Origin of the sequence: Leifsonia sp. McL0618, assembly GCF_049994905.1 — a bacterium.
Lineage (GTDB): Bacteria > Actinomycetota > Actinomycetes > Actinomycetales > Microbacteriaceae > Diaminobutyricibacter.
Genome location: NZ_CP188258.1, coordinates 3,145,652 through 3,167,630, shown reverse-complemented (window position 1 = coordinate 3,167,630; position 21,979 = coordinate 3,145,652). Strand labels below are relative to the sequence as shown.

Sequence of the window (21,979 nt, the reverse complement as noted above, 5' to 3'; positions counted from 1 at the left end):
AGCGGTCGCGCTGAGCCCCTCGGTGAGGTTCAGCGGGCGCACATTCCGGAACCGCGGTGGTCGCTATGGCCTCTGAGTGGATCATGCTCGGCATCGGGGTGGTGCTGACGATCGGTACGGGCCTTTTCGTCGCGAGCGAGTTCTCGCTGGTCAATCTGGATCGGAGCGACCTCGAAGCCCGCCGTGCCCGTGGCGAGACGCGCCTGGGCATGACGATCGCGGCGCTGAAGATCACGTCGACCCACCTCTCGAGCGCACAGCTCGGCATCACCCTGACCACGCTTCTCACCGGTTACACGATGGAGCCGGCGATCAGCACACTCCTGACCGGTCCGCTGACATCGATCGGCATACCCTCTGCGGCGGTTCCGGCGATCGCCACGACGATAGCGATCGTGGTCGCGACCCTGCTGTCGATGATCCTGGGTGAACTGGTGCCCAAGAATTTCGCACTCGCGCTGCCAATCGCGACGGCCAAGCTGGTCATCCCGTTCCAGACGGTGTTCACGGCAGTCTTCAAACCTTTCGTGGCGCTCCTCAACGGCACAGCGAACGGGGTGATCCGCCTGTTCGGGATCGAACCGAAAGAGGAGCTGTCCGGGGCGCGAACCGCCGAGGAGCTGTCGTCCCTCGTGCGGCGTTCGGCCAGCGCGGGGGTGCTCGAGGCGGATACGGCGACACTGCTGAGCCGAACGCTGGCGTTCTCCAGCCATTCGGCATCGGATGTGATGACACCCCGTCTGCGGATCGCAAGCGTCAAGCGCACAGACCCCGCGCAGGCGGTCCTCGAGCTCGCACGCAACACGGGATACTCGCGTTTTCCCGTGGTCGACGAAGACGTGGATGACGTGGTCGGGCTGGTGCACGTGAAGCAGGCGGTCGCGGTGCCGCGCGGCCGTCGCGCCCGGGTACCGGTCTCCGCTCTGCAGACGGATGCTCTGCGCGTGCCCGAAACCATGAGCCTGGACACGCTGCTCGGCGAGCTTCGCGCGAGCGGCTACCAGATGGCGGTGGTCGTCGACGAGTACGGTGGAACGTCCGGGATCGCGACCCTCGAAGACCTGGTCGAAGAGCTCATCGGTGAGGTCGCGGACGAACACGACCGCACACGCGCCGATGTGGTGCGCGGGCGCGATTCGCTCACGTTCCCCGGCATCCTGCGACCGGACGAACTCCTCGAACGCGCGGGTGTCGAGGTGCCGGAGGAGGGACCTTACGAGACGGTCGCGGGGTTCGTCATGAACGAGCTCGGACGCCTTCCGGTGGTTGGCGATGAGGTGCTGATCGATGGCGGGATGCTGCGGGTGGAGCGTCTCGACGGTCGCCGCATCGACCGCATCCGCTTCACACCGGACCACGACACCGATCCAGGCGAAACCGACCCAGGCGAACGGCGAGGGGAGGACGACCATGAGTGACTGGGCGGGACTCGCTTGGCTGGTCGTGCTTCTTCTGGTCAACGCGTTCTTCGTCGGAGCCGAGTTCGCAGTGATCTCGGCCCGCCGTTCGCAGATCGAACCGCAGGCCGAGCACGGCCGACGGAGCGCACGAACGGCGCTGTACGCGATGGAGCATGCCACGCAGATGCTGGCGACGACCCAACTCGGCATCACGGTCTGTTCGCTGCTGATCCTGAACGTGTCGGAGCCCGCCATCCACCACCTGCTGCAGGCGCCGCTGAGCCTGACCGGATGGCCGGACCAGGTGATCGGGACGATCGCGTTCATCATCACGCTGGTCCTGGTCTCGTTCCTGCACGTGGTCTTCGGCGAGATGGTTCCGAAGAATCTATCGTTCTCCATGCCGGACCGCGCGGCGCTGCTGCTGGCGCCCCCTCTTGTCGGGATCGCACGGGTGTTCCGCCCGATCATCGTCGCGCTGAACGCGTCGGCAAATGCCGTGCTCCGCCTGTTCCGCGTGGAACCGAAAGCGGAGGCTTCGAGCACGTTCACACTCGACGAGGTGGCGACGATCGTGACCCAGTCGACCCGGGAGGGCGTGCTCACCGACCGCACGGGCGCGCTGACCGCGGCGTTCGAGTTCACCGAGAAGAAGGTGCGCGATGTCGCCCTCGGCGCGCGAAAGCTGGTGTCGCTGCCGCAGAACGCGACCCCGCGCGATGTCGAGCGTGCGGTGGCGAAGCACGGGTTCTCCCGCTATGTCGTGCTCGACGAGTCGGGCGAGCCGGTCGGCTACCTGCACTTGAAGGATGTGCTCGACCTGGAGGAGACCGGCTTCGAACTGCCGGTGCCGACGAAGCGCATCCGCCGCCTGGTGACCGTTTTCGCTGACGCCGACCTCGAGGACGCGCTGGCGAGTATGCGACGCTCCGGCTCCCATCTCGCCCGGGTGTTCGACGAGGAGGGCGAGACGACGGGCGTGCTGTTCCTCGAGGACATCATCGAGGAGCTCGTGGGCGAGGTTCAGGACGCGACACGTCGCGCCTGACGCTTCGTCAGGATTCCGGCCAGCGCGCTCGCAGGTACTGCCCGGGCCAGTAGTCGATTTCGACACCCAACTCGTGCGCGGCACGCAACGGGAAATGCGGGTCGCGCAGCAGCTCGCGGGCGAGCAGCACTGCATCTGCCCTGCCTTCTTCGATCACGGCCGCAGCCTGCTGCGGGGTCGTGATGAGTCCGACGGCGCCGACGGCGACCTCTGATTCATGCCGGACGAAGTCGGCGAAGGGCACCTGGTAGCCGGGACCGAGAGGGATGCGAACTCCGGCGACGAGGCCGCCGCTGGAGATGTCGAAGAAGTCGGCACCGGCCTCGGCAGCCCACCCTGCGACTGTCGCGGTCTGCTCCTGGTCCCACCCGCCCTCGGCGTAGTCGGACGCGGAGAGCCGCACGATCACGGCGATGTCGTCATCGACCTCGTTGCGCACGGCGCGGACGATGCGGAGCAGCAGGCGGGCCCGGTTCTCGAGCGAGCCGCCGTATTCGTCGTCGCGGACGTTCGACAGCGGCGAGAGGAACTGGTGCACGAGGTAGCCGTGGGCACCGTGGATCTCCAGCACCCGAAAACCGGCGTCGACGGCGCGGCGCGCTGCCGCGGTGAAGTCGCCGACGACCTTCTCGATTCCGGCGGCGTCGAGTGCGAGCGGCTCGTCGTAACCGCTGAAGGCGACCGCAGAGGGGGCGACCGCACGCCATCCCCCGTCTGCCTGGGGCACGGTTCCGTGCTTGCCGTCGTGGCCCCAGGGTGCCCAGGTCGATGCCTTGCGGCCCGCATGCGCAAGCTGGATTCCCGGAACCGCACCCCGCTCGGCGATGAAACCGACGATGCGTGCCCAGGCATCGCGCTGGGCGTCGTTCCAGATCCCGGTGTCTTCGGGGGAGATCCGGCCTTCAGGGCTCACGGCGGTCGCCTCGGTGATCACGAGTCCGGCACCACCGGTTGCGAGCGATCCCAGGTGCACGAAGTGCCAGTCGTGCGGTACTCCGTCGCGCAGTGAGACGGAGTACTGGCACATGGGGGACACCCAGATGCGGTTGCGCATGGTCGCGCCACGGATGCTCAGGGGGTCGAAGAGAGTAGGCATGGAGGTCAGGTGTTCCGTTCCGTGGTCTGCGAAGGGGGTCGACGGTGGGCGCGCGCGTCTCAGGTTGCGAGCGACTCGAGGAACCGCCGGAGGTCGGCCGCCCCGGTGAAGACGTGCCCGGTGATTCCGAGCACCTCTGCGCCGCGAACATTGTCTTCCCTGTTATCGATGAAGATCATGTCGGCTGCGGTTATTCCGAGTTCACCCATCACGATCTCGAAGATGTCGGCGCTCGGCTTGATCGTGCCGAGTTCCCCGCTCACGAACACGGCCTCGAAGATGTCGCCCAGCGATCCGTGCCGGAAATAGGAACCGAAGTCGCGACCTGCGTTGGAGAGCAGCGCCAGGCGCGTGCCACCTTCCTGCAGATCGATCAGCACGTCGAGGGTTTCGTGATCGATCGACAGCCAGCTGCGGAAGTCTGCGAGCCACAGCCGGTGGATCTTCGAGTCGCTCCACTGCTCACCGAGTTCGGACCCGATGCCGCGCCAGTAGTCGCGGATGGTCATCGTGCCCTGGTCGAGGGCGTCGCGATGACGCCAGTAGGCCGGCCAGAATGCAGACGACTCGCCGCCGGCCAGACCGGCGATCGTGGCACGGTCTGCCTCGCTCGGGCTGACGGAGATGACCTCGCCGTAGTCGAAGACGACGACCTTGCCGGGGATGCTGATGCTCGCGTTCACGGTTTTCAACCTATCGTGAAGGAATGAGCACGAATGCCGGGGGCGGGAAAGCTGTGGATGGTGGCAGCGCTGTGAAGAGACCGGGCGGCTGGCGAGACTGGACGGCCGAAGACGCGAGCATCTGGATCTCAGCACCGATGGAGACCGACGACAAGTACAGCAGGGGAGTGCTCGGCGTTGTCACCGGCTCCGACCGCTATCCCGGCGCGGCGGTGCTCGGCGTCGAGGCAGCGGTGCGCACCGGAGTCGGAATGGTCCGTTATGTCGGCGCCGCGCATCCGACCGAGCTGGTGCTGCAGCGCAGACCCGAAGTGGTCACCGCACCCGGGCGGGTCCAGGCCTGGCTGGTCGGTTCCGGGATGGATGCGGATGCGCGACCGGAGGACGACGCGACACGGCTGCGCGCGGCTCTCGCCGACGGGGTCCCCGTCGTCGTCGATGCCGGCGCGCTCGACCTCATCGGTGACGCGGCCGGTCCGGTCGTCATCACGCCGCATTTCCGTGAGCTCGCAGGAGCTCTGGCGGCGAAAGGGCCGACCGCCGACGCGCCCACCCGCAAGCCGCCCACTGCCGCCGCGATCGCCGCGGACCCGGGCGCGTGGGCCGCGCGCGCGGCAGTACAGCTCCGGGTCACCGTGCTGCTCAAGGGGCACACGACGTACATCGCAGACCCGGCCGGCACGCGCATCCGCGTCTCTGCCGGCCCGGCGTGGCTTGCCACCGCGGGGAGTGGCGACGTGCTCGGGGGGGTGCTGGGTGCACTTGTAGCGACGCACGCGCGCGCAGTGGCGGCCGACGTGTCGGCGTTGGCGATGCTCGCGGCGACGGCGGCCTTCGTGCACGGTCGGGCGGGGGAGCGCGCGTCAGCGGGGGGCCCCATCGCCGCGCTCGACATCGCTGAAGCGATCCCGGCGACGATCGCCGAACTGCTCGCCTGAACGTCGAGCGGCCTTTCGGCGGCTACGCTCAATCTCGCACCGCTACGATGGGCGACTATGGCGTTCGAACCGGCACTGCGCGCGGGGTCGGCGACGCCGGAGCGCGATGCATCCGGGTTTCGCCGGGTGCTCGCATCCCCTCTGGTGCTGTGGATCGCCTTCCTTCTCGTGCACCTGCTGCTGGGTTTCCTCGCATTCCATTCTGACGGCGAGCCGCTCGGCGACGTCTACCTCGTCTACAAGCCGTGGGCGCAACTCGCGCAGGTCGGATCGGTGGTGGGCATCCAGTCCGACTGGGTGTATCCGATCGGCGCGATCGTTCCGATCATGCTCCCGCTGCTCCTCGGTGCCGACAACTACATCGGTTCGTGGCTGACCCTCGTGCTCCTGCTCGACGCCGGGGCATTCGCGGTGCTCACCATCGGCCGCCGCCCCCGGCAGCTCGTCGCAGCCTGGTGGTGGCTCGGATTCCTGCTCCTGCTCGGCCCGATCGCCATCGGCAGGCTCGACTCGGTCTCGGTTCCGCTCGTGATCGTCGGACTTCTTTGGCTGACCCTGCGTGAACGGGTGGCTGTCGTCATGCTCACGGCCGCGACCTGGATCAAGGTCTGGCCCGCCGCCATCCTCGCCGCGGTCGTGGTCTCCGTGCGAACCCGCTGGCAGGTGCTGGTCGTCGCTGGGGTGACGAGTCTCATCCTCGTCATCCTGGCCCTCACGTTCGGCGCCGGCTGGCACGTGCTCAGCTTCATCACCATGCAGACCGGCCGCGGTCTCCAGATCGAAGCGCCGGTCAGCGCGCCGTGGATGTGGGAGGCCGCGCTGGCCAGGCCGCACGCGTTCGTCTACTACGACCCTGAACTGCGCACATTCGAGGTCACGGGCGACGGCAGCTCCGTCGCCAGCTCGCTGATGAATCCCCTGCTCGGCATCGCGGTCGTCGTCGTGCTGCTCATCGGGATCCGGGCGGTGCGTTCAGGCGCACCGATGACACGACTCCTGCCGTCACTGAGCCTGGCGCTCGTCGCCACCCTCATCGTCTTCAACAAGGTCGGATCGCCCCAGTACATCACCTGGCTGGCCGCACCGGTCGTGGTCGGGCTCGTCTATCGAGGCCGCGGCTTCCGCACGCCGGCGATCCTCGTGCTCGTGACGGCGCTGCTCACGCAGGTGATGTATCCCAACCTGTACATGCTCGTGCTGAACGTGCATCCTGCCGGACTTGCCGTGCTGACCGCCCGCAACATCATGCTCCTCGTGGTGCTCGGGTGGGCTGTCTGGTCGGTCTGGCGTGCCGCGCATCCGTCGATGGACAATGTCGATGAGATCCCGGTTCGCGTCTGGCCGTTCCGTGCACTTGCGGTCGAGGGTGAGGATGCGGGCGCCGGTGGGGCGGGCGGTCCCGGTCGGCGCGACACCGGCATCCCGACCTCGTGGCCTCCCGTCGCCGGAACGCCCGGTTCGCTCGAAACGAAGGAGTAGGAATCATGCTTGTTGCATTCTCGGTCGCTCCCAGCGGCGGTGAAGCCCCGGATGCGTCGGTTCACGACGCGGTCGCCGCGGCGGTTCGCGTCGTGCGCGAATCCGGGCTCCCGAATCGCACGGACTCGATGTTCACCACGATCGAGGGGGAGTGGGATGAGGTCTTCGGCGTGATCAAACGGGCGACGGATGCCGTCGGCGCGTTCGGCACACGCGTGTCCCTGGTGCTGAAGGCGGACATCCGACCCGGCCACACCGGCGAACTCAACGGCAAGGTCGAACGCCTGGAGGCGGCGCTCGAACGCTCGGCGCCCGAGGACTGACGGCGGTCGCAGACCGATTTCCACGAATTTATCGAATCGATTCGATTTTCGGCGATTTCCCTGTAGTCTCGACGTGTGAACCCCGCCACCAACGGGCCGACGCAGATGTCGTCGGCCCGTATTCGTTTTGCGCTCCTGGCCCTCGCCATGGGCGGTTTCGGCATCGGTTCGTCCGAATTCGTCTCCATCGGGCTGCTGCCGAACCTCGCACACGACCTGCTGCCGTCGCTGTACGCGTCGTCACCGGCGGATGCGAACGCGCAGGCCGGATGGGTGATCTCGGCTTACGCGCTCGGCGTCGTCGTCGGCGCACCAACCATTGCAGCGCTCGCAGCGCGATGGCCGCGCAAGAAGCTTCTCCTCTGGCTGCTCGTGGCCTTCGCGGTCGGAACGGTCGCCTCTGCCCTCGCGCCGACGTTCGGGCTGGTGCTGCTCGCCCGGTTCCTCACGGCGCTTCCGCATGGGGCGTATTTCGGGATCGCTTCGCTCGTGGCCGCCTCCCTGATGGGGCCGGGTAAACGCGGCAAGGGTGTTGCCTTCGTGCTGTCGGGCCTCACGATCGCGAACGTCATCGGCGTGCCGCTGATCACCTGGCTGGGCCAGGAACACGGATGGCGCGTCGCCTACCTCGTGGTCGCCGCGATCTTCGTCGCGACCTTCGCCGCCGTCGCGACCCTCGTGCCGTGGCAGGCGGGAAACCCCGCAGCGACGATGCGGAGGGAACTGCGCGCGTTCACGCGCCTGCAGGTCTGGCTGACCCTGGCGATCGGCGCCATCGGGTTCGGTGGGTTCTTCGCGGTCTACACGTATGTGGCTCCGATCGTCACCGAGATCACCGGACTCAGCTCTTCAGCTGTGCCGCTCGTGCTCGTGCTCGTCGGAATCGGCATGACGGTCGGCAACTTCGTCGGAGGCTGGGGCGCAGACCGCAGCCTCAAGCGCTTCATGCTCGTGGCGTTCGGGCTCGTGCTCGTCGGCCTGGCCGTGCTGTTCTTCACAGCCGCGAACGTGGTGGGCCTTCTGGTGTCGCTCTTCGTCATCGCTGCTGCGTGTTCGGCGCTCTCGCCGGCCATCCAGACACGTCTGATGGACGTCGCGCACGACAGCCAGTCGATCGCCGCTGCGCTCAACCATTCGGCGCTGAACATGGCCAATGCGTCGGGAGCTTTCCTCGGCGGCCTGACGATCGCGGCCGGCTTCGGCTACCTGTCGCCGATCGCGGTGGGCGTCGCGCTCTGCATCGCCGGTATCGCCCTCTCGGTGCTGAGCTTCGGGATCGACCGCAGTCGCGCCCGCCGCACGAACGGGTCCCTGTCGCCGCATCGCGACGCCGTCCCTGTGGACACCGCCCCCGTCGCGCTCTGACCCGGCTCTGCACGCCCTGAGTTGTTCGGGCCCCTAGCCCCGGCGTGAGCCTCGCTCACTGGGCGCACATGGCAGTCAAGGGCGCCCTCCGCTACATGCCCCGGCACGCGCGAAGCGAAGGGCCGTCGCGTCGGGCCGCAGCGAAGCCAGCGCGCGCCGGGCCGGGACCGGCGCGCCAGCAAGCACGGCGCCAGCGCGCGCCGGGCGGGGACCGGCGCGCCAGCAAGCACAGCTCAGTCCCCCTGGAGGAGAATCCCGTCCTGGATCGCACGCTTGCGCAGTGCGACCTTCGTTCCCACGTCGTATCCCGCAACGCGGTATTTCTCGCGGATGCGCTTGAGGTAGCTTTTCGCGGTCTCGTCGGAGATGCCGAGCTGGAACGCGACAGCCTTGACCGGCTCGCCCGCACCGTACAGCGCCATGACGCGGCGTTCCTGCGCACTCAGTTTGGGTGCGCCGCCCACCTCGCCGGCGTTGAGTGCCAGGTCGAGTTCGGCCGAGATGAACGACTCGCCTTTGCTCGCGGCTCGGATCGCCTCGACGATCATTTCAGCGTCTTCGCTTTTCACGAGGTAGCCGAGCGCGCCTGCCGCAAGGGCTTCGCGTACGACGGCCGGCTCTGAGTATGTGCTCATCAGCACGGTGCGCACCCCGGTGGTCTTCAGCGTCGACAGCTTCAACGACACCGGGATGTTGTCTTTGAGGTCGAGGTCGAGGAGTACGACGTCTACGGGGAACTCAGGGTGCGTCAGCAGTTCGGGCCAGCTGGCGACGGCCGCTACCATGCGGATGTCGTCTGCTGCGCTGCGGATCCACTCAGTCAGTGCGCCGAGGAGCATCTTGTGATCGTCGACGATCGCAATTCGTATGGGTTGCGCTGGCTCGCTCACGTGTGGCCTTTCGTCATGCCGTTGCCGGGGGCTTCCGGCTACAGGTCGGCCGGGTTGTCGACAACGCTTTCGATATCAATCCGCAGCGTAGTACCCGAGAAGGTCTCGACGTATCGACCCACCTTCCTGATAGCTTGCCACGCCGCAGGGTCTACCCCGTTTCGCGGCACACCGGTGGCTGAAATCGTGATCGGGATGTGGATTCCCGCCGACGAGTCCATCCCGTGCTCCCGGATGCGTCGTTCGAGGGTGACCTGAAGCTCTCGTGGCTGGTTCTGCCCGAGTCGCACGGGGTCGCTGATGAGCAGCCAGATGGCCGTGAGAAGGCCGTCACGCTGATCACGGGTGAGCAGCCCCGCGAGCCCGTCGGGATCGCTCACGGTCACTGCAGGGCCGAGCAGGGCCGATTCGGTGACCGCATGATAGAGCCAGGTCTCGCGGCGACCCTGGATGAGGTGCAGTCGCAGTTCGGTCGCAATGGATGCGGCTTCTGACGCCGTGTGCTCGTCGAGGGGGAGCGGGGTGCGGCCGGTGGCGACACCGTCGAGAAGGCGTTCCGCCGCGAGGTCGAGGCGGGCGAGTTCTTCGCTGGCCATCATGCCGACGGCGAATCGCGGTGAGCTCACCGTGCTCTGCACCTGCACGAGGTCGAGTTCGAGTTGTACGACCGTGCGCAGGGACCGCACGATCTGCACGCCGAGAAGTGGCGGCGCGACCGAGAGCGCGATCGTGATGAATGCGGGACCGAGTGCGAACGGGTCGTGCTGCCCATGGAGCGCGAACGCTCCCGCGAGGATGATGCCGAGTGCGATGGATGTGATGACGATGTCGCGCGGCGGCCGCAGGGTGACGCAGAGCAGCAGCGCGGCCCCCACGGCGACAGCGGCGGTGGGCGGAGCGCCCTGGTCCCCGGAGTTCCAGGTACCGGCGATGTCGAGCGCGACCACGACTGCCCAGGCGGCGAGGGCGCCGATGAACAGGCCTGTCGGAAGGTGCTCGGAATACCGGCGATGGATGACCAGGCCGATGACGAGCGTGGCGATGAGGATCACCCAGGCTGCGATCGTGAAGGGGAGTGCCGGGTAGTCGCCCAGGTTGAGCAGCATGATCGTCACCTGGTAGGCGATCAGCACGCACCCGGCGAGGTTGAAGCCGATTTCGAGGCGGGAGCGGTTGAGCGCGTCCCGTTCGGTCGCGCTCGTCACCATCGAGGACAGGGATGCGGTCACTTCGGCACCTCCAGCACCACGGTCGTGCCGGACCCGGGCGACGAGAACAGGCGTGCATTTCCCCCGACGTCGCGCAGGCGGGCGACGATCGACTCCGTGAAGCCCAGCCGGCCTTCTTCGATGGAGGCTACGTCGAACCCCTTGCCGGAATCGGTGACCATGGCGCGCACGGTCGTCTCGTCGTCGGTGATGGTCACATGTGCCTCGCTGACGCCACTGTGTCTCCGGACGTTCTCCAGGCATTCGGCGAGCGCCAGGAGGAACGAGTCGAGCACCTCGCTCGGCAGCAGCACCTGGCCGGTTCCGTGCCAGTTGACTTCGAGGCCCATACGCTTGAACCGCTGCTTGACCGACTCGAGGGTGTTGCCGAGGGTGGACTCTTCGACAGGTTTCAGCTTGTAGTCGCCCGATGCTGTCGGGTCGGGGTCGAAACCGAGCCTGAGTTGTCGCAGTAGTGCAGCATCCTCTGCCGCCTGTTCCGTGAGGGCGGAGACGCTGACCCCCACGCCGGAGTGGGCCAGCAGGGTGAGCGTTGCAAGCACGGTGTCGTGCAGCAGCCGGGCACCCTGGCGTCGTCGCGCCTCCGTCTCGCTGGCGTGGCGTTCGACCCGGTAGGCGCGGCTCATGGTCGTGATGCGTTTGAGCGTGCGTGGGACGGTGCGCGACAGCCAAACGCCGGTGATGGTCAGTGCGCACCATCCCGCGAGGGTCAGCGCGAGAGGCTCTGCAACTCGCGAGGAGGTCAGGAGGAGTGCGCCGGCGGCAGCTGTGAACGTGATGACGAACGACACGACGAGCCCGACGACGCGACGGGGGGTGGTGACCAGCACGATGGCGGTGGATGCCACGGCGCCGCCTGCGAGCATCCCGAGTGCACTGATCGCCGCAGGGTTGAGTGGTACGCCGGGGAGGACCTGCATGAGGATGAGCGCCACGCCCGCCGCAACGATCGTCACCACCCAGATCGCTGGATGCAGGGAACCGAGGCGCAGCTGGCCGTATGCGAGCCCGGTGAGCAGGACGACGGATGCCAGGTAGAGCGGAAGCGGCATCGCCCCGGGGATGCTCAGGCACAGCAGCGTGGTCGCGGTCGCGGTCAGTCCGACATATCTCGCCGTGGTGCTGAGAAGGCGATCACGCTCCTTCTGGATGCGCGACATTCGACCTTCTCTCATCGGCGGACGGATGCCCGGCGCGCGCGCTCCGCCGTGACACTCCGCGCGTCTTGTCTATTCCGCGAACAGACGGCGCAACTGTTTTCCGACCAGCTCGTCTTCGATCAGGAATCCGTCGTGTCCGAAATCAGACTCTAATACGACCGTAGAGTGTCCGTCGATGTTGCCGGGCAGGTGTCGCGCGATCTCCACCTGGCCTTCGAGAGGGAACAGGCGGTCGCTGTCGATCCCGACCACCAGGGCTCGCGACGTCGCGAGCGTCAGCGCCGCCTCGACACCGCCGCGATCGCGCCCGACATCGTGCGCGTTCATGGCCTCGACCAGGGTGATGTAGCTGTTGGCGTCGAACCGGCGGGTGAACTTGTTCCCGTGGAAGTCGAGGTAGGACTCGACGGCGAAACGACCGCCCTTGCCCAATGGGCTGATCTCGCTCTGCCAGGTGCGCTCGAAGCGGTCGTTGAGCTCGGAGGGGCTGCGGTAGTTGAGGAGGGCCATGCGGCGTGCGAGGGCGAGGCCACGGTGCGGGCCGTCGCCGTCGTCGGCGTCGTAGTAGTGCCCGGAGCGGTAGAGAGGATCGGTGCGCACGGCCTCGATCTGCACCGAGTTGAGCGCGATCTGGTCGGCGGTGGAGTACGGGGGTGCTGCGATGACGGCGACACGTTCGACCCGCTCCGGAAAGCCGACCGCCCATTCGAGCGACTGCATCCCGCCCATCGATCCGCCGATGACGCCGGCCCAGCGGTCGATCCCGATCGCGTCGGAGAAAGCGGCCTGCGCGTTCACCTGGTCGCGGATGGTCGTGAACGGGAACCGCGGACCCCATTCGTATCCGTCGGGTGCAAGTGACGCCGGCCCCGTCGTGCCCTGGCATCCGCCGATCATGTTCGGGGCGACCACGAACCAGCGGTCGGTGTCGATGGCTTTGCCCGGTCCGACGATGCCGTCCCACCAGCCGGCTGTCGGATGCCCGGGGCCGCCCGGTCCGATCAGGTGGCTGTCGCCGGTCAGGGCATGGAGCACCAGCACCGCGTTGTCGCGGGCGGGGGAGAGTTCACCCCAGGTCTCGTAAGCGATGCGCACGTACGGGAGGTTCTCGCCGCTTTCGAACGTGAAGGCGCCGATCCCCGCGAACCGGCGGTTGCCGGCAGGGTCGCTCTCACGCCAGGCGCCGCTCGCCGGGGGCTTGCCGAGCAGCGACCGGGCCTGCGCCTCGGTGATGAAACTCGACGGCGCCGTGTCCGCCGATGTCTGCCACTCCATAAGACCAATTCTGGCGGACGCCGGATGCCTGCGCCGCCGTGTTACGTCGCGCGCTGCTGCTGTCGCGTGTGCCCGCCAGCCCGGGCTGTGCCCGCCAGCTCGACGTGGCGGGGATGTCCCGCGGTGGCGGGGATGCGGCGGCCGGACGCCGAGCGTCGCCGAACCCGACCCAATCCGGTCGCAGCGGCCTACGGCGCGGATGTGGGAAAGGGGCCCGCAATCCGAAGATCGCGAGCCCCCAGGACAGAACCCAAGCTACGCGCGCGCGGCCTCCGCGACCGAGCGTGCGGCGGCGAGTCCGGCGTCGAGGTCGGCCTTCAGGTCGTCGATGTTCTCAAGGCCCACCGAGAGGCGCACCAGGCCCGGCGTGACGCCGGCGGTCAGCTGCTGCTCGGGGGTGAGCTGCGAGTGGGTGGTCGACGCCGGGTGGATCACCAGGCTGCGCACATCGCCGATGTTGGCCAGGTGGCTGAACAGCGAGAGGTTGTCGACGAGGGCGGCACCCGCATCCACTCCACCCTTGAGCTCGAACGACAGCACCGCACCGACACCCTTCGGGGCGTACTTGTTGGCGGCCGCGTACCACGGGCTCGTGGGGAGTCCGGAGTAGTTGACGGAGGCGACATCCGGGTGGTTCTCGAGGTATTCGGCGATCTCCTGTGCGTTCTGCACGTGGCGCTCGACGCGCAGCGAGAGCGTCTCGATGCCCTGGATGAGCTGCCAGGCGCTCGCGGGCGCGATCGCGGAGCCGAGGTCGCGGAGCAGCTGGACGCGCGCCTTGATGATGTAGGCGAGGCCGTCGCCGACCGCGGCCGTGTAGCTGGCGCCGTGGTACGACGGGTCGGGCTCGGTGAGGCCGGGGAACTTCGCGACGTTCTTCGTCCACTCGAACTTTCCGCCGTCGACGATGACACCGCCGATGACCGTTCCGTGACCGCCGAGGAACTTCGTGGCCGAGTGGATGACGATGTCGGCGCCGAACTCGAACGGACGGATCAGGTACGGCGTGGCGATCGTGTTGTCGACGATGAGCGGCACACCGGCTTCGTGTGCGACGTCGGCGACGAGCGTGATGTCGAGGATGTTGATCTTCGGGTTGCCGATGGTCTCGGCGAAGAACAGCTTGGTGTTCGGGCGGACCGCGCGACGCCACTCGTCGGCGTCGTCCTGGTTCTCGACGAAGGTGGTCTCGATGCCGAGCTTGGCGAGCGTGTACTTGAAGAGGTTGTACGTTCCGCCGTAGATCGAGCTCGACGAGACGATGTGGTCGCCGGCCTGGGCGATGTTCAGCACGGCGAAGGTCTCTGCGGCCTGGCCCGATGCGACGAGGAGGGCGCCGGTGCCCCCTTCGAGTGCGGCGACGCGCTCCTCGACGACCGCCTGGGTCGGGTTCTGGATGCGCGTATAGATGTTGCCGAACTCGGCCAGCGCGAACAGGTTCTTGGCGTGCTCCGAGTTGTTGAAGACGTACGACGTGGTCTGGTAGATCGGCGTCGCCCGCGCGTTGGTGACAGGGTCGGGCGAAGCTCCGGTGTGGATCTGCTTGGTTTCGAACTGCCATTCGGCGGCGTTGGTCATTGTGCTCTCCTGGAGTCGGGTGCGTCGGTGAGCGTGGTCCTGTCACCGCCCCATCAGGCTAGGCGCGCATCCGGCACGCGGCAACGGCGCCGAAATACTGCGTAATCCGGGCGGACGAGGAAAATAGGGGTCATGACGAAACGGCGAGTGGTGGTGACGGGCGCGAGCTCGGGGATCGGGGCGGCGACAGCGCGGCTCTTCCGGGCGCAGGGCTGGGATGTGGTGGGGGTCGCGCGACGCACCGAGCGTCTTGCTGAACTGGCTGACGGGACCGGGATCTCCGTCTTCACAGCCGACCTCACGGTGCAGGACGAGGTGGATGCGCTCCGCCGGCACCTCGAGGCGACCGGCCCCATCCACGCGCTCGTGAACAACGCGGGTGGCGCCCTGGGCCTCGACTCCGTAGAGAAGTCGCTCGCCGAGGACTGGGTGCGGATGTTCGACATCAACGTGGTCGCGACGAAGCGTGTGATCGAAGCGTTGCTCCCGTTGCTCCGGCAGGCGGCGGCCGAGTCCGGGCATGCCGACATCCTGAACGTGACCTCCATTGCCGGCCACACGGCATACGTGGGCGGAGGCGGCTATAACGCGGCGAAGTTCGCCGAGCACGCACTGACCGAGGTGCTGCGGCTGGAACTCAACGGTGAGCCCATCCGCGTCATCGAGGTCGCACCGGGCATGGTCGCGACCGAGGAGTTCTCCCTGGTGCGGTTCGGCGGCGACAAGGCGCGCGCCGACGCAGTCTACGACGACGTACCCAACCCCCTTACGGCGGAGGACGTCGCCGAGACCATCGTCGCGGCCCTCGAACGGCCACGGCACGTCGACCTCGACCTGATCGTGATCAAACCGGTGGCCCAGGCCGCGCCATACCGCTTCCACAAGGGCGAACTCGCGGTCCGAGACGACAGCTGATGGCCGCGAAGCCGGAGCCGGCCGGGAACACGGTCGCGCGTGACCGCTGGGAGGCGGCGACGACGTGGCCGCTGCTGATCGCCTCCGCGCTCTTCCTCGTCGCCTACTCGTGGCGAATCCTCGATGAGAACCCGTCGGAGACGCTCATCGTCGTGCTCTCCGCAACCCTGATCGTCGTGTGGGTCGCGTTCGTCGTCGACTACATCGTGCGTGTCGTGCTGAGCCCGGACAAATGGTGGTTCGTCAACCACAGCAAGGTCGACCTGCTCTCCGTCTTCATCCCGATCGCCCGACCGTTCCGGCTGCTCAAATACCTCGGCCGGCTTCCGCTCCTGGGCGGCAACTCCGGCGCGGCCCTCCGGCGCCGGGTGATCATCATCGCCGCCACGTTCGTCGTCATGTTCATCTATGTCATCTCGTTGGCGGAATACGCGGCCGAGCGAAGCGCGAAAGGTGCGAACATCACGAGCTTCGGCGACTCCGTGTGGTGGGCGTGCGTGACCATGGCCACGGTCGGGTACGGCGACTACTTCCCGATCACCGTCATGGGGCGTGTTCTCGCCGTCATCCTCATGATCGGCGGTGTAGCGATCGTCGGTACGTCGACAGGAACGCTGGTGTCGTTCCTCAACGATCGGATGGTCACGGTGCGCAACCGCGAGCAGCGGGGACGCATGGCGATCGTCGAGGATGACGATCCGAGCGAGTCCGAACCCAGGTGACACGCGGGCGGATGGCGTTCGGGTGGCGGCCACCCGATCGGCGTCGTCAGGCGACCGGAGCCGGAACCTCGGCGACGCCCTCTTCCGGTGCCGTGTCGGCGAACGCGAGCTTCGGCACGAAGAAGAGCAGCACGGCGGCGACGAGGGCGCCGAGTCCGCAGATCGTCCACACCAGCATGTAACCGAAGAGGCTGGCTGCCGTGGCGGTGACCGCGGTTGCACCCGTGAGCAGCACGACTCCGAACACGGCGGACGCGAACGATCCGCCGATGGTCTTGGTGGTGTTCGTGAGTGCCGCGGCGATCCCGGTCTGCCCGCGAGGCGCTGCAGCTGCGGCGGCGGCCGGCAGCGCGCCGACGAGCGCGCCCGAACCGATGCCGGCGATCGACATGTTCACCATCACCTGCCAGGTCTCCTGGTGGAACGGCAGGAACAGCAGGTAGCCGATCGCGACGAGGAAGGATGCGCCGATCAGCGCCACCCGCGGCCGCGTCCACCTCGACACGAGCGGGAACAGCACCGCGCCGACGATCATCGAGACCAGGTAGACGCCGATCAGCGTCGAGCGGGCGCTCGCGTCGAGGCCGAGACCGTAGCCGTTCTTCGGGTCGGTACCCGCGAAGGTGCTGAGCGGAGCCTGCGCACCGAGCAGGCTGATGCCGATGAGACCGGCGGTCAGCTGCACCGGCCACATGTTGGGCTGGCGGAACACGCGGATATCGATCGCAGGGTCGTCCTGCCTGAGCTCGTACCGCACGAAGGGCACGATCGCCGCCACGCCGACGACGATCAGTGCCCACACCCAGAAGGCACCCGGGCCGTTGATCCGCAGGAAGGTGAGCCCCGAGGTGATGAGCAGGAGCGACAGGGTCAGCATGCTGAATCCGACGACGTCGAGTCGTCGCTTGCCCGGCATCGGTTCCGACTCCGGCACGCCGAACCAGATCGCGAAGAAGACCAGCGAGACGGCGATCGCGGGCACGATCAGGGTGAGCTGCAGGTTCTGGCCGAAGGCGGTGAACAGCCTGCCCGCCGCGAGTGCGCCGATGATCGCACCGGCCTCGAGCGCGACGACGAGAAGGCCGGCTGCGCGCCGGGTGCGGGATGCGGCGGTACCGGTACGGCGCCCGCGATCGAAGATGAGGGCGATCTCGAGCGGAAGCCAGACCGTGTAGAAGCCCTGCAGTGCGAAGGCGATGAGGTACGAGGTGAAGTTGCCGGCGAACGCGATGCCCCACGACGCGACCGCCGTGAACACGGTTGCGACCAGAAGGATGCGCTTGTGGCCGAACATGTCGCCCAGCTTCGCGAGCACGGGCACCACCAGCGCGGACAACAGCAGCTGTGCCGCCTCGAACCAGTTGTAGTCGGCATCGTGGATGCCGAGATGCTTGACGATGTCGGAGATGAGCGGCACGTAGTAGCCCTGCAGTATGCCACTCGTGATCTCCACCAGGAACAGCCACCCGATCAGGCCGGCGGTGATGCCGATCGCGCGGGTCGTGCGGGTTCGGGTACCCGTCTTCGATGACGTCATTGGAGGATGCTAACAGCACGGTGAGCACTGGCGGGTACGGTAGATGGATGGCCACCGACATCGACGATTCAGGAACCGCGGTCCTCGCCGAAACGGAACGGGAAGTGCTCGGCTGGCTCGAGTTCGGGGAGGCCTCGAGGCACCTCGCCTCCGAGGTCGTCGAGAGCGGTTTCGAGCCTGATCTGGTCGTCGCAATCGCGCGCGGCGGCCTTCTCCTCGCCGGCGCCATGTCGTACGCCCTCGGCATCAAGGCGTGCGGTGCGCTCAACGTCGAGTTCTACACCGGCGTCGACTCGCGGCTCCCTGAACCCGTCGTGCTCCCGCCGATGATCGACCAGACGGCACTCGACGCCAAACGGGTGCTCCTCGTCGACGACGTCTCCGATTCGGGGCGCACGCTCGCCATGGTCGTGGAGCTGATCGAAGCCAGCGGTGCGCAGGTGCGCACGGCCTGCCTCTACACCAAGCCGCGTACGGTGCTCGTGCCCGACTTCTTCTGGCGGCGGACCGCCCGCTGGATCACCTTCCCGTGGTCCGCGCTGCCGCCGGTCACGGCCGCAGCCGGGGCATAGGTCGCCAGTGGTGCCCAAGACCCTCGCCGAACTGGCGGCAGACGGCTCGATGGACCCCGGATGGTCTCGCGCGCTGGAGCCGGTCGCCGACCGGATCGCGGCGATGGGCGAATTTCTGCGTGGCGAGACGGCCGCCGGCCGCGGCTACCTGCCGGCCGGGCCGAACGTGCTCAGGGCCTTCGCCGCGCCACTCGACGACGTGCAGGTGCTCATCGTCGGGCAAGACCCGTACCCCACGCCCGGGCACCCGATCGGCCTCTCGTTCGCCGTCGAACGGCACGTGCGCCCGCTGCCGCGCAGCCTGCAGAACATCTATACGGAACTGCGCTCCGACCTGGGCGTGACGCCGCCCGCCCACGGCGACCTGACCGGGTGGAGCCGGCACGGCGTCATGCTGCTGAACAGGGTGCTCACGGTACGGCCCGGCGAGCCGGCATCGCACCGCGGTAAGGGATGGGAGCAGGTCACCGACCACGCCATCCGCACCCTCGTCGCCCGGGACAGGCCGTTCGTGGCGATCCTGTGGGGCCGGGATGCTGGCACCCTGAAGCCGATGCTCGGTGCGACGCCGGTCATCGAGTCCGCACATCCGAGCCCGCTCTCCGCATCCCGCGGATTCTTCGGTTCCCGACCGTTCTCGCGAGCGAACGACCTGCTCGAGCGGCTCGGCTCGCAGCCCGTCGACTGGAGTCTCGAAGACTGAATCCGGCTCCTGGCGTTTACGTGGCCGAAACAGTGCTGGCGTAAACTCGCAGGGTGCTTGAGGAGGAATACGAGACGCGGCGCGAGCTTCCGCGCCACCTGCGCAAGCCTGCGCCCGAAGAGCCTCCGTTCGAGTACTCGATCCGGGATGCGGTTGCCGGCGACCTCCCCTGGGTGCGCGAGATCTACAACCACTACGTCGCCAACAGCACGGTGACCTTCGACGAAGACGCGATGACGCTGCGCGAGTGGAAATCGAAGTTCGCCTACCTCAAGAAGCTGAACATGCCGTTCATCGTCGCCGTGTCGCCGAGCGGGCAGATCCTCGGCTATGCGCTCGTCTCCCCGTGGAAGCAGAAACGCGCCTACCGGTTCACGGTCGAGAACTCGATCTACCTGGGTGCGGCGTCCACCGGCAAGGGTCTCGGGCCCGTCCTGATGCAGGCGCTCATCGACGAGTCGAAGGCGGCGGGGCTGAAAGAGATGATCGCGGTCATCGCCGACAAGGGTGCCGAAGCATCCATCAAGATGCACGAGAATTTCGGGTTCACCAAGATCGGCGAGATGGGCAGGGTCGGCTACAAATTCGACCGCTGGCTCGGCACCGTGCTCATGCAGAAATCCCTCAAGTAACGGTTTCGCATCCTGCGCGGTGACTGCGGTCGCCGTCGGCTAGTATCCCGCTACAGGTCCACACGATGGATCATGCCTAGGGGGGAATATGAGGTACCGACGCATCGCCGCGGTGATTATCGCGGCGGTCTCAATCGCAACGCTCACCGGATGCGCGGCAGCTGTCGCAGTGAAAACGAACGCCCCCGTGGTGGCGGCTCCCAGCGCTACTCCCACGCCGACGCCGGTGGCGACAGGGCCGACCCTCCGGGTGCACACCACCTGTGACGAGCTGATGCCGGCAGCGATCATCCAGCCTCTGACGGGCGCGAACCTGTCGCCGGTTGCGCGGGAGCACACGATGAATCCCACCGGCTACGGCAATGCCCGGGTTGGATCGCTCGAGTGCGAGTGGTCGAACGGGAAGCCCTCTGGGGCTGACGGCTCGGTGACGGTATACGTGACGGTGGCGCCGGACGCTACACGTGATGGATTCGAGTACTTCCTCAACGGAGAATCGGGGGGCGGGACACCGTCAACGGTCGGCCCCGACACCTATCTGGTCCACCCGAGCAGTGGGTTCGGCGGGTTCTTCTTCCTCACCTCCGGCTACGGAGCCAGTGGCTACATCGTGGGCGGCGCCGGAACCACAGTCCCGCCCACCGCGTCGCAGTCATTCCTCGAGCGCGTCTACGGGATCGTCTCGGCGCTGCCCGCGCCTGACTCGCTGTGGAAGCCGACGCCTGACCTGCGAGGGACCACGGATTGCGATGGTCTGGCGACGGCAGACCAGCTCGCGGCGACCGTCGGACTTGTCTCGGCCCGAGTGTCGAAGAGTGACGACGGCGAGTACTCGACTTCCCTGTTCGACGTCGACCGCCAGGTCGGTGGGTACAACTGCATCTGGACATCGGACGGGCCGTCGAATGCCGACGCACGCGTTGCCGTTCTTCCTGGTGGAGCCGTCTACGCATCCCAGGTCAGGACGGACGGCGCGCGGGACATCTCAGGTCTCGGCGACTCGGCTTTCATCGGTGGGGACGGCGACCTGAACGTGATCGCCGCTGATGGCTGGGTGCAGGTCGGGGCCACAGGTGCCACCGACGATCAGCTGGTCGCCCTCGCACAAGTGGTCCTCACGAATAACGGCTACATGCGGGGCTAGTTTCAGCTGATCGCGGTCATCGCCGACAAGGGTGCCGAGGCATCCATCAAGATGCACGAGAACTTCTCATTCAGAAATCCCTCAAGTAACGGTTTCGCATCCTGCGCGCTGGCAGCGGTCGCCGTCGGCTAGTATCCCGCTACAGGTCCACACGATGGATCATGCCTAGGGGGGAATATGAGGTACCAGCACGGGGTCACCGTCGTTCTCGCAGTGGTCTCGATCGCAACACTCTCCGGATGCGCGGCACCTGTCGCGGTGCACACGAACGCCCCCGTGGTGGCGGCTCCCAGTGCGACACCCACGCCAACGCCGGCGGAGGCAGGGCCGACCGTCCGTGTACCCACTACCTGCGATGCGCTCGTGCCGCACGCTGCCGCCGATGCTGCGGCGGGAGTCTCCGTCGTAGCGGCGAAGCCCGAACGCTCGGCGAATCCGGTTTCGTACGCCGATGATCGGGAGGGTGCGCTGACCTGCCGGTGGAGCAGCGATCCGGCGCGTTCCTACCTCGAGACGACCAATGTGTACGTCACGATCGTGCCAGATGTGACCACGTCCGCATTCGATGACGAACGCCACGGCATCGGCGTCGGAGGCGAGGATCGTCAAGCCGCTTACGGCGCGGATTCGTACTCGTTCTGTAACTTCATGGGTTGGGCGACGTCGTGCGTCTTCCGCGAACTCGTCAACGGCTACGGCGTGGCAGGGTCGGTGGCAAGGGCCGGCAACACGGTCGATTCGAGGACGGACGCAGCTATGGCGACGCTCTTCAGCAGCGTCAACAGTGCGGTCTCGGCGTTCGCCCCACCTAGTGCGCTCTGGGAACCGTCGGCGGGGTCGATCAACGGTGCCTCGACGTGTAACCAATTGGCGACGCCCGCGCAGATCACGACAGTGTTCCCGATCGAGGGTCCCCACGAAGCCAAGGGGGAAGGGGGCGAGGATGCCATCTCGACACTCGGAGCGGCCCAACTCGTCGACTCGTACTACTGCATACTCACTGCGACGTCCGGAACGTTCTCCCTCGAGCTTGCTGTGCTGCCCGGAGGCGCGTTGTACGTCGACACCGCGGAGCGCGCCCGGGTCGCGAGCGGTGGTGCCCCAGGGCAGGTCGTCACCGGGGTCGGCGATCGGGCGCTCTACGATCAGAAGACCGGGACGCTCGATGTCGTCGCGGGCGGCGGATGGGTGCAGGTGGGTGACGCGACGGCGCGACTCGACCAGTTGACGGCCATGGCGAAAGCGGTCCTCTCGAACCTCGGGTATCACTAGAGGTCGTTCATTCCGAGG

The 21,979-nt window shown here is 67.2% G+C and carries 21 protein-coding genes; 13 read left to right on the top strand and 8 right to left on the bottom strand.

The window, feature by feature from the left end:
* The first annotated feature begins 65 nt into the window (after positions 1–65).
* Both ACPPVQ_RS15270 and ACPPVQ_RS15265 read left to right on the top strand, forming a co-directional pair.
* Positions 66–1,418, top strand: coding sequence for a hemolysin family protein (locus ACPPVQ_RS15270; protein ID WP_426515975.1), 1,353 nt, complete (start codon positions 66–68; stop codon positions 1,416–1,418).
* Entirely contained in the window at positions 1,411–2,448 is a 1,038-nt protein-coding gene (locus tag ACPPVQ_RS15265) for a hemolysin family protein (RefSeq protein WP_426515974.1), read from the top strand. The genes ACPPVQ_RS15270 and ACPPVQ_RS15265 overlap by 8 nt, the downstream gene beginning before the upstream one ends.
* A 7-nt stretch (positions 2,449–2,455) precedes the next feature.
* Here ACPPVQ_RS15265 and ACPPVQ_RS15260 read toward each other — a convergent pair whose 3' ends face one another.
* Positions 2,456–3,544: an NADH:flavin oxidoreductase/NADH oxidase gene (locus ACPPVQ_RS15260; protein ID WP_426515973.1), complete on the bottom strand. Its 1,089-nt coding sequence runs from the start codon at positions 3,542–3,544 to the stop codon at positions 2,456–2,458.
* 59 nt (positions 3,545–3,603) lie between these two features.
* Positions 3,604–4,227 carry an HAD family hydrolase gene (locus tag ACPPVQ_RS15255; protein ID WP_426515972.1) on the bottom strand — a complete coding sequence of 208 codons (624 nt, stop codon included), beginning with the start codon at positions 4,225–4,227 and terminating at the stop codon, positions 3,604–3,606.
* Between the two features lie 23 nt (positions 4,228–4,250).
* On the opposite strand from ACPPVQ_RS15255, the gene ACPPVQ_RS15250 reads away from it, so the two are divergent.
* The 4 genes from ACPPVQ_RS15250 to ACPPVQ_RS15235 all read left to right on the top strand — a co-directional run bounded on the left by ACPPVQ_RS15250 (position 4,251) and on the right by ACPPVQ_RS15235 (position 8,332).
* Positions 4,251–5,165, top strand: coding sequence for an ADP-dependent NAD(P)H-hydrate dehydratase (locus tag ACPPVQ_RS15250; protein WP_426515970.1), 915 nt, complete (start codon positions 4,251–4,253; stop codon positions 5,163–5,165).
* A 57-nt stretch (positions 5,166–5,222) separates the two neighbouring features.
* The gene (locus ACPPVQ_RS15245; RefSeq protein ID WP_426515969.1) at positions 5,223–6,644 is read left to right on the top strand and encodes a hypothetical protein; all 1,422 of its coding nucleotides are present in this window, start codon (positions 5,223–5,225) and stop codon (positions 6,642–6,644) included.
* 5 nt (positions 6,645–6,649) lie between these two features.
* Positions 6,650–6,967, top strand: a complete 318-nt coding sequence (locus ACPPVQ_RS15240; protein ID WP_426515968.1) for a thiamine-binding protein — start codon at positions 6,650–6,652, stop codon at positions 6,965–6,967.
* Positions 6,968–7,042: 75 nt separating this feature from the next.
* Positions 7,043–8,332 (top strand): MFS transporter, encoded by a 1,290-nt coding sequence (locus ACPPVQ_RS15235; RefSeq protein WP_426515967.1) that lies wholly within the window; start codon positions 7,043–7,045, stop codon positions 8,330–8,332.
* A 233-nt stretch (positions 8,333–8,565) separates the two neighbouring features.
* Here the strand turns inward: ACPPVQ_RS15235 and ACPPVQ_RS15230 are convergent, their stop codons facing one another.
* The 5 genes from ACPPVQ_RS15230 to ACPPVQ_RS15210 form a co-directional block, all read right to left on the bottom strand.
* Entirely contained in the window at positions 8,566–9,222 is a 657-nt protein-coding gene (locus ACPPVQ_RS15230) for a response regulator transcription factor (RefSeq protein WP_345761618.1), read from the bottom strand.
* Between the two features lie 38 nt (positions 9,223–9,260).
* Positions 9,261–10,451: a hypothetical protein gene (locus tag ACPPVQ_RS15225; protein ID WP_426515966.1), complete on the bottom strand. Its 1,191-nt coding sequence runs from the start codon at positions 10,449–10,451 to the stop codon at positions 9,261–9,263.
* Positions 10,448–11,611 carry a sensor histidine kinase gene (locus tag ACPPVQ_RS15220; RefSeq protein WP_426515964.1) on the bottom strand — a complete coding sequence of 388 codons (1,164 nt, stop codon included), beginning with the start codon at positions 11,609–11,611 and terminating at the stop codon, positions 10,448–10,450. The genes ACPPVQ_RS15225 and ACPPVQ_RS15220 overlap by 4 nt, the downstream gene beginning before the upstream one ends.
* Before the next feature lie 69 nt (positions 11,612–11,680).
* Positions 11,681–12,886, bottom strand: a complete 1,206-nt coding sequence (metX, locus tag ACPPVQ_RS15215) for a homoserine O-acetyltransferase MetX (RefSeq protein WP_426515963.1) — start codon at positions 12,884–12,886, stop codon at positions 11,681–11,683.
* A 255-nt stretch (positions 12,887–13,141) separates the two neighbouring features.
* A complete protein-coding gene (locus ACPPVQ_RS15210; RefSeq protein ID WP_426515962.1) occupies positions 13,142–14,464 on the bottom strand; it encodes a bifunctional o-acetylhomoserine/o-acetylserine sulfhydrylase in 1,323 nt (440 codons plus the stop codon).
* 132 nt (positions 14,465–14,596) lie between these two features.
* Here ACPPVQ_RS15210 and ACPPVQ_RS15205 point away from each other — a divergent pair, with 132 nt between their 5' ends.
* Positions 14,597–15,379, top strand: coding sequence for an SDR family NAD(P)-dependent oxidoreductase (locus ACPPVQ_RS15205; RefSeq protein ID WP_426515960.1), 783 nt, complete (start codon positions 14,597–14,599; stop codon positions 15,377–15,379).
* Positions 15,379–16,101, top strand: a complete 723-nt coding sequence (locus tag ACPPVQ_RS15200; RefSeq protein WP_426515959.1) for a potassium channel family protein — start codon at positions 15,379–15,381, stop codon at positions 16,099–16,101. Before ACPPVQ_RS15205 ends, ACPPVQ_RS15200 begins: the two co-directional genes overlap by 1 nt.
* 46 nt (positions 16,102–16,147) lie before the next feature.
* Here ACPPVQ_RS15200 and ACPPVQ_RS15195 read toward each other — a convergent pair whose 3' ends face one another.
* On the bottom strand, positions 16,148–17,638 hold the full coding sequence (locus ACPPVQ_RS15195; RefSeq protein ID WP_426515957.1) for an MFS transporter: 1,491 nt from the start codon (positions 17,636–17,638) through the stop codon (positions 16,148–16,150).
* 47 nt (positions 17,639–17,685) lie between these two features.
* Between ACPPVQ_RS15195 and ACPPVQ_RS15190 the strand changes: the two genes are divergently transcribed.
* The 5 genes from ACPPVQ_RS15190 to ACPPVQ_RS15170 all read left to right on the top strand — a co-directional run bounded on the left by ACPPVQ_RS15190 (position 17,686) and on the right by ACPPVQ_RS15170 (position 21,961).
* Positions 17,686–18,210 carry a phosphoribosyltransferase gene (locus ACPPVQ_RS15190; protein ID WP_426515956.1) on the top strand — a complete coding sequence of 175 codons (525 nt, stop codon included), beginning with the start codon at positions 17,686–17,688 and terminating at the stop codon, positions 18,208–18,210.
* A 10-nt stretch (positions 18,211–18,220) separates the two neighbouring features.
* Positions 18,221–18,913, top strand: coding sequence for a uracil-DNA glycosylase (locus ACPPVQ_RS15185; protein WP_426515954.1), 693 nt, complete (start codon positions 18,221–18,223; stop codon positions 18,911–18,913).
* Positions 18,914–18,966: 53 nt separating this feature from the next.
* Positions 18,967–19,545, top strand: a complete 579-nt coding sequence (locus tag ACPPVQ_RS15180; RefSeq protein WP_426515953.1) for an N-acetyltransferase family protein — start codon at positions 18,967–18,969, stop codon at positions 19,543–19,545.
* Between the two features lie 88 nt (positions 19,546–19,633).
* Positions 19,634–20,689, top strand: a complete 1,056-nt coding sequence (locus ACPPVQ_RS15175) for a hypothetical protein (RefSeq protein WP_426515952.1) — start codon at positions 19,634–19,636, stop codon at positions 20,687–20,689.
* A gap of 177 nt (positions 20,690–20,866) precedes the next feature.
* Entirely contained in the window at positions 20,867–21,961 is a 1,095-nt protein-coding gene (locus tag ACPPVQ_RS15170; RefSeq protein ID WP_426515951.1) for a hypothetical protein, read from the top strand.
* The last annotated feature ends 18 nt before the right edge of the window (positions 21,962–21,979 follow it).

Coding starts and splice junctions, on each gene's coding strand:
- ACPPVQ_RS15270 (WP_426515975.1), top strand. CDS start 66: ATGGCCTCTGAGTGGATCATGCTCGGCATCGGGGTGGTGCTGACGATC.
- ACPPVQ_RS15265 (WP_426515974.1), top strand. CDS start 1,411: ATGAGTGACTGGGCGGGACTCGCTTGGCTGGTCGTGCTTCTTCTGGTC.
- ACPPVQ_RS15260 (WP_426515973.1), bottom strand. CDS start 3,544: ATGCCTACTCTCTTCGACCCCCTGAGCATCCGTGGCGCGACCATGCGC.
- ACPPVQ_RS15250 (WP_426515970.1), top strand. CDS start 4,251: ATGAGCACGAATGCCGGGGGCGGGAAAGCTGTGGATGGTGGCAGCGCT.
- ACPPVQ_RS15245 (WP_426515969.1), top strand. CDS start 5,223: ATGGCGTTCGAACCGGCACTGCGCGCGGGGTCGGCGACGCCGGAGCGC.
- ACPPVQ_RS15240 (WP_426515968.1), top strand. CDS start 6,650: ATGCTTGTTGCATTCTCGGTCGCTCCCAGCGGCGGTGAAGCCCCGGAT.
- ACPPVQ_RS15220 (WP_426515964.1), bottom strand. CDS start 11,611: ATGTCGCGCATCCAGAAGGAGCGTGATCGCCTTCTCAGCACCACGGCG.
- metX (WP_426515963.1), bottom strand. CDS start 12,886: ATGGAGTGGCAGACATCGGCGGACACGGCGCCGTCGAGTTTCATCACC.
- ACPPVQ_RS15210 (WP_426515962.1), bottom strand. CDS start 14,464: ATGACCAACGCCGCCGAATGGCAGTTCGAAACCAAGCAGATCCACACC.
- ACPPVQ_RS15205 (WP_426515960.1), top strand. CDS start 14,597: ATGACGAAACGGCGAGTGGTGGTGACGGGCGCGAGCTCGGGGATCGGG.
- ACPPVQ_RS15200 (WP_426515959.1), top strand. CDS start 15,379: ATGGCCGCGAAGCCGGAGCCGGCCGGGAACACGGTCGCGCGTGACCGC.
- ACPPVQ_RS15195 (WP_426515957.1), bottom strand. CDS start 17,638: ATGACGTCATCGAAGACGGGTACCCGAACCCGCACGACCCGCGCGATC.
- ACPPVQ_RS15190 (WP_426515956.1), top strand. CDS start 17,686: ATGGCCACCGACATCGACGATTCAGGAACCGCGGTCCTCGCCGAAACG.
- ACPPVQ_RS15175 (WP_426515952.1), top strand. CDS start 19,634: ATGAGGTACCGACGCATCGCCGCGGTGATTATCGCGGCGGTCTCAATC.
- ACPPVQ_RS15170 (WP_426515951.1), top strand. CDS start 20,867: ATGAGGTACCAGCACGGGGTCACCGTCGTTCTCGCAGTGGTCTCGATC.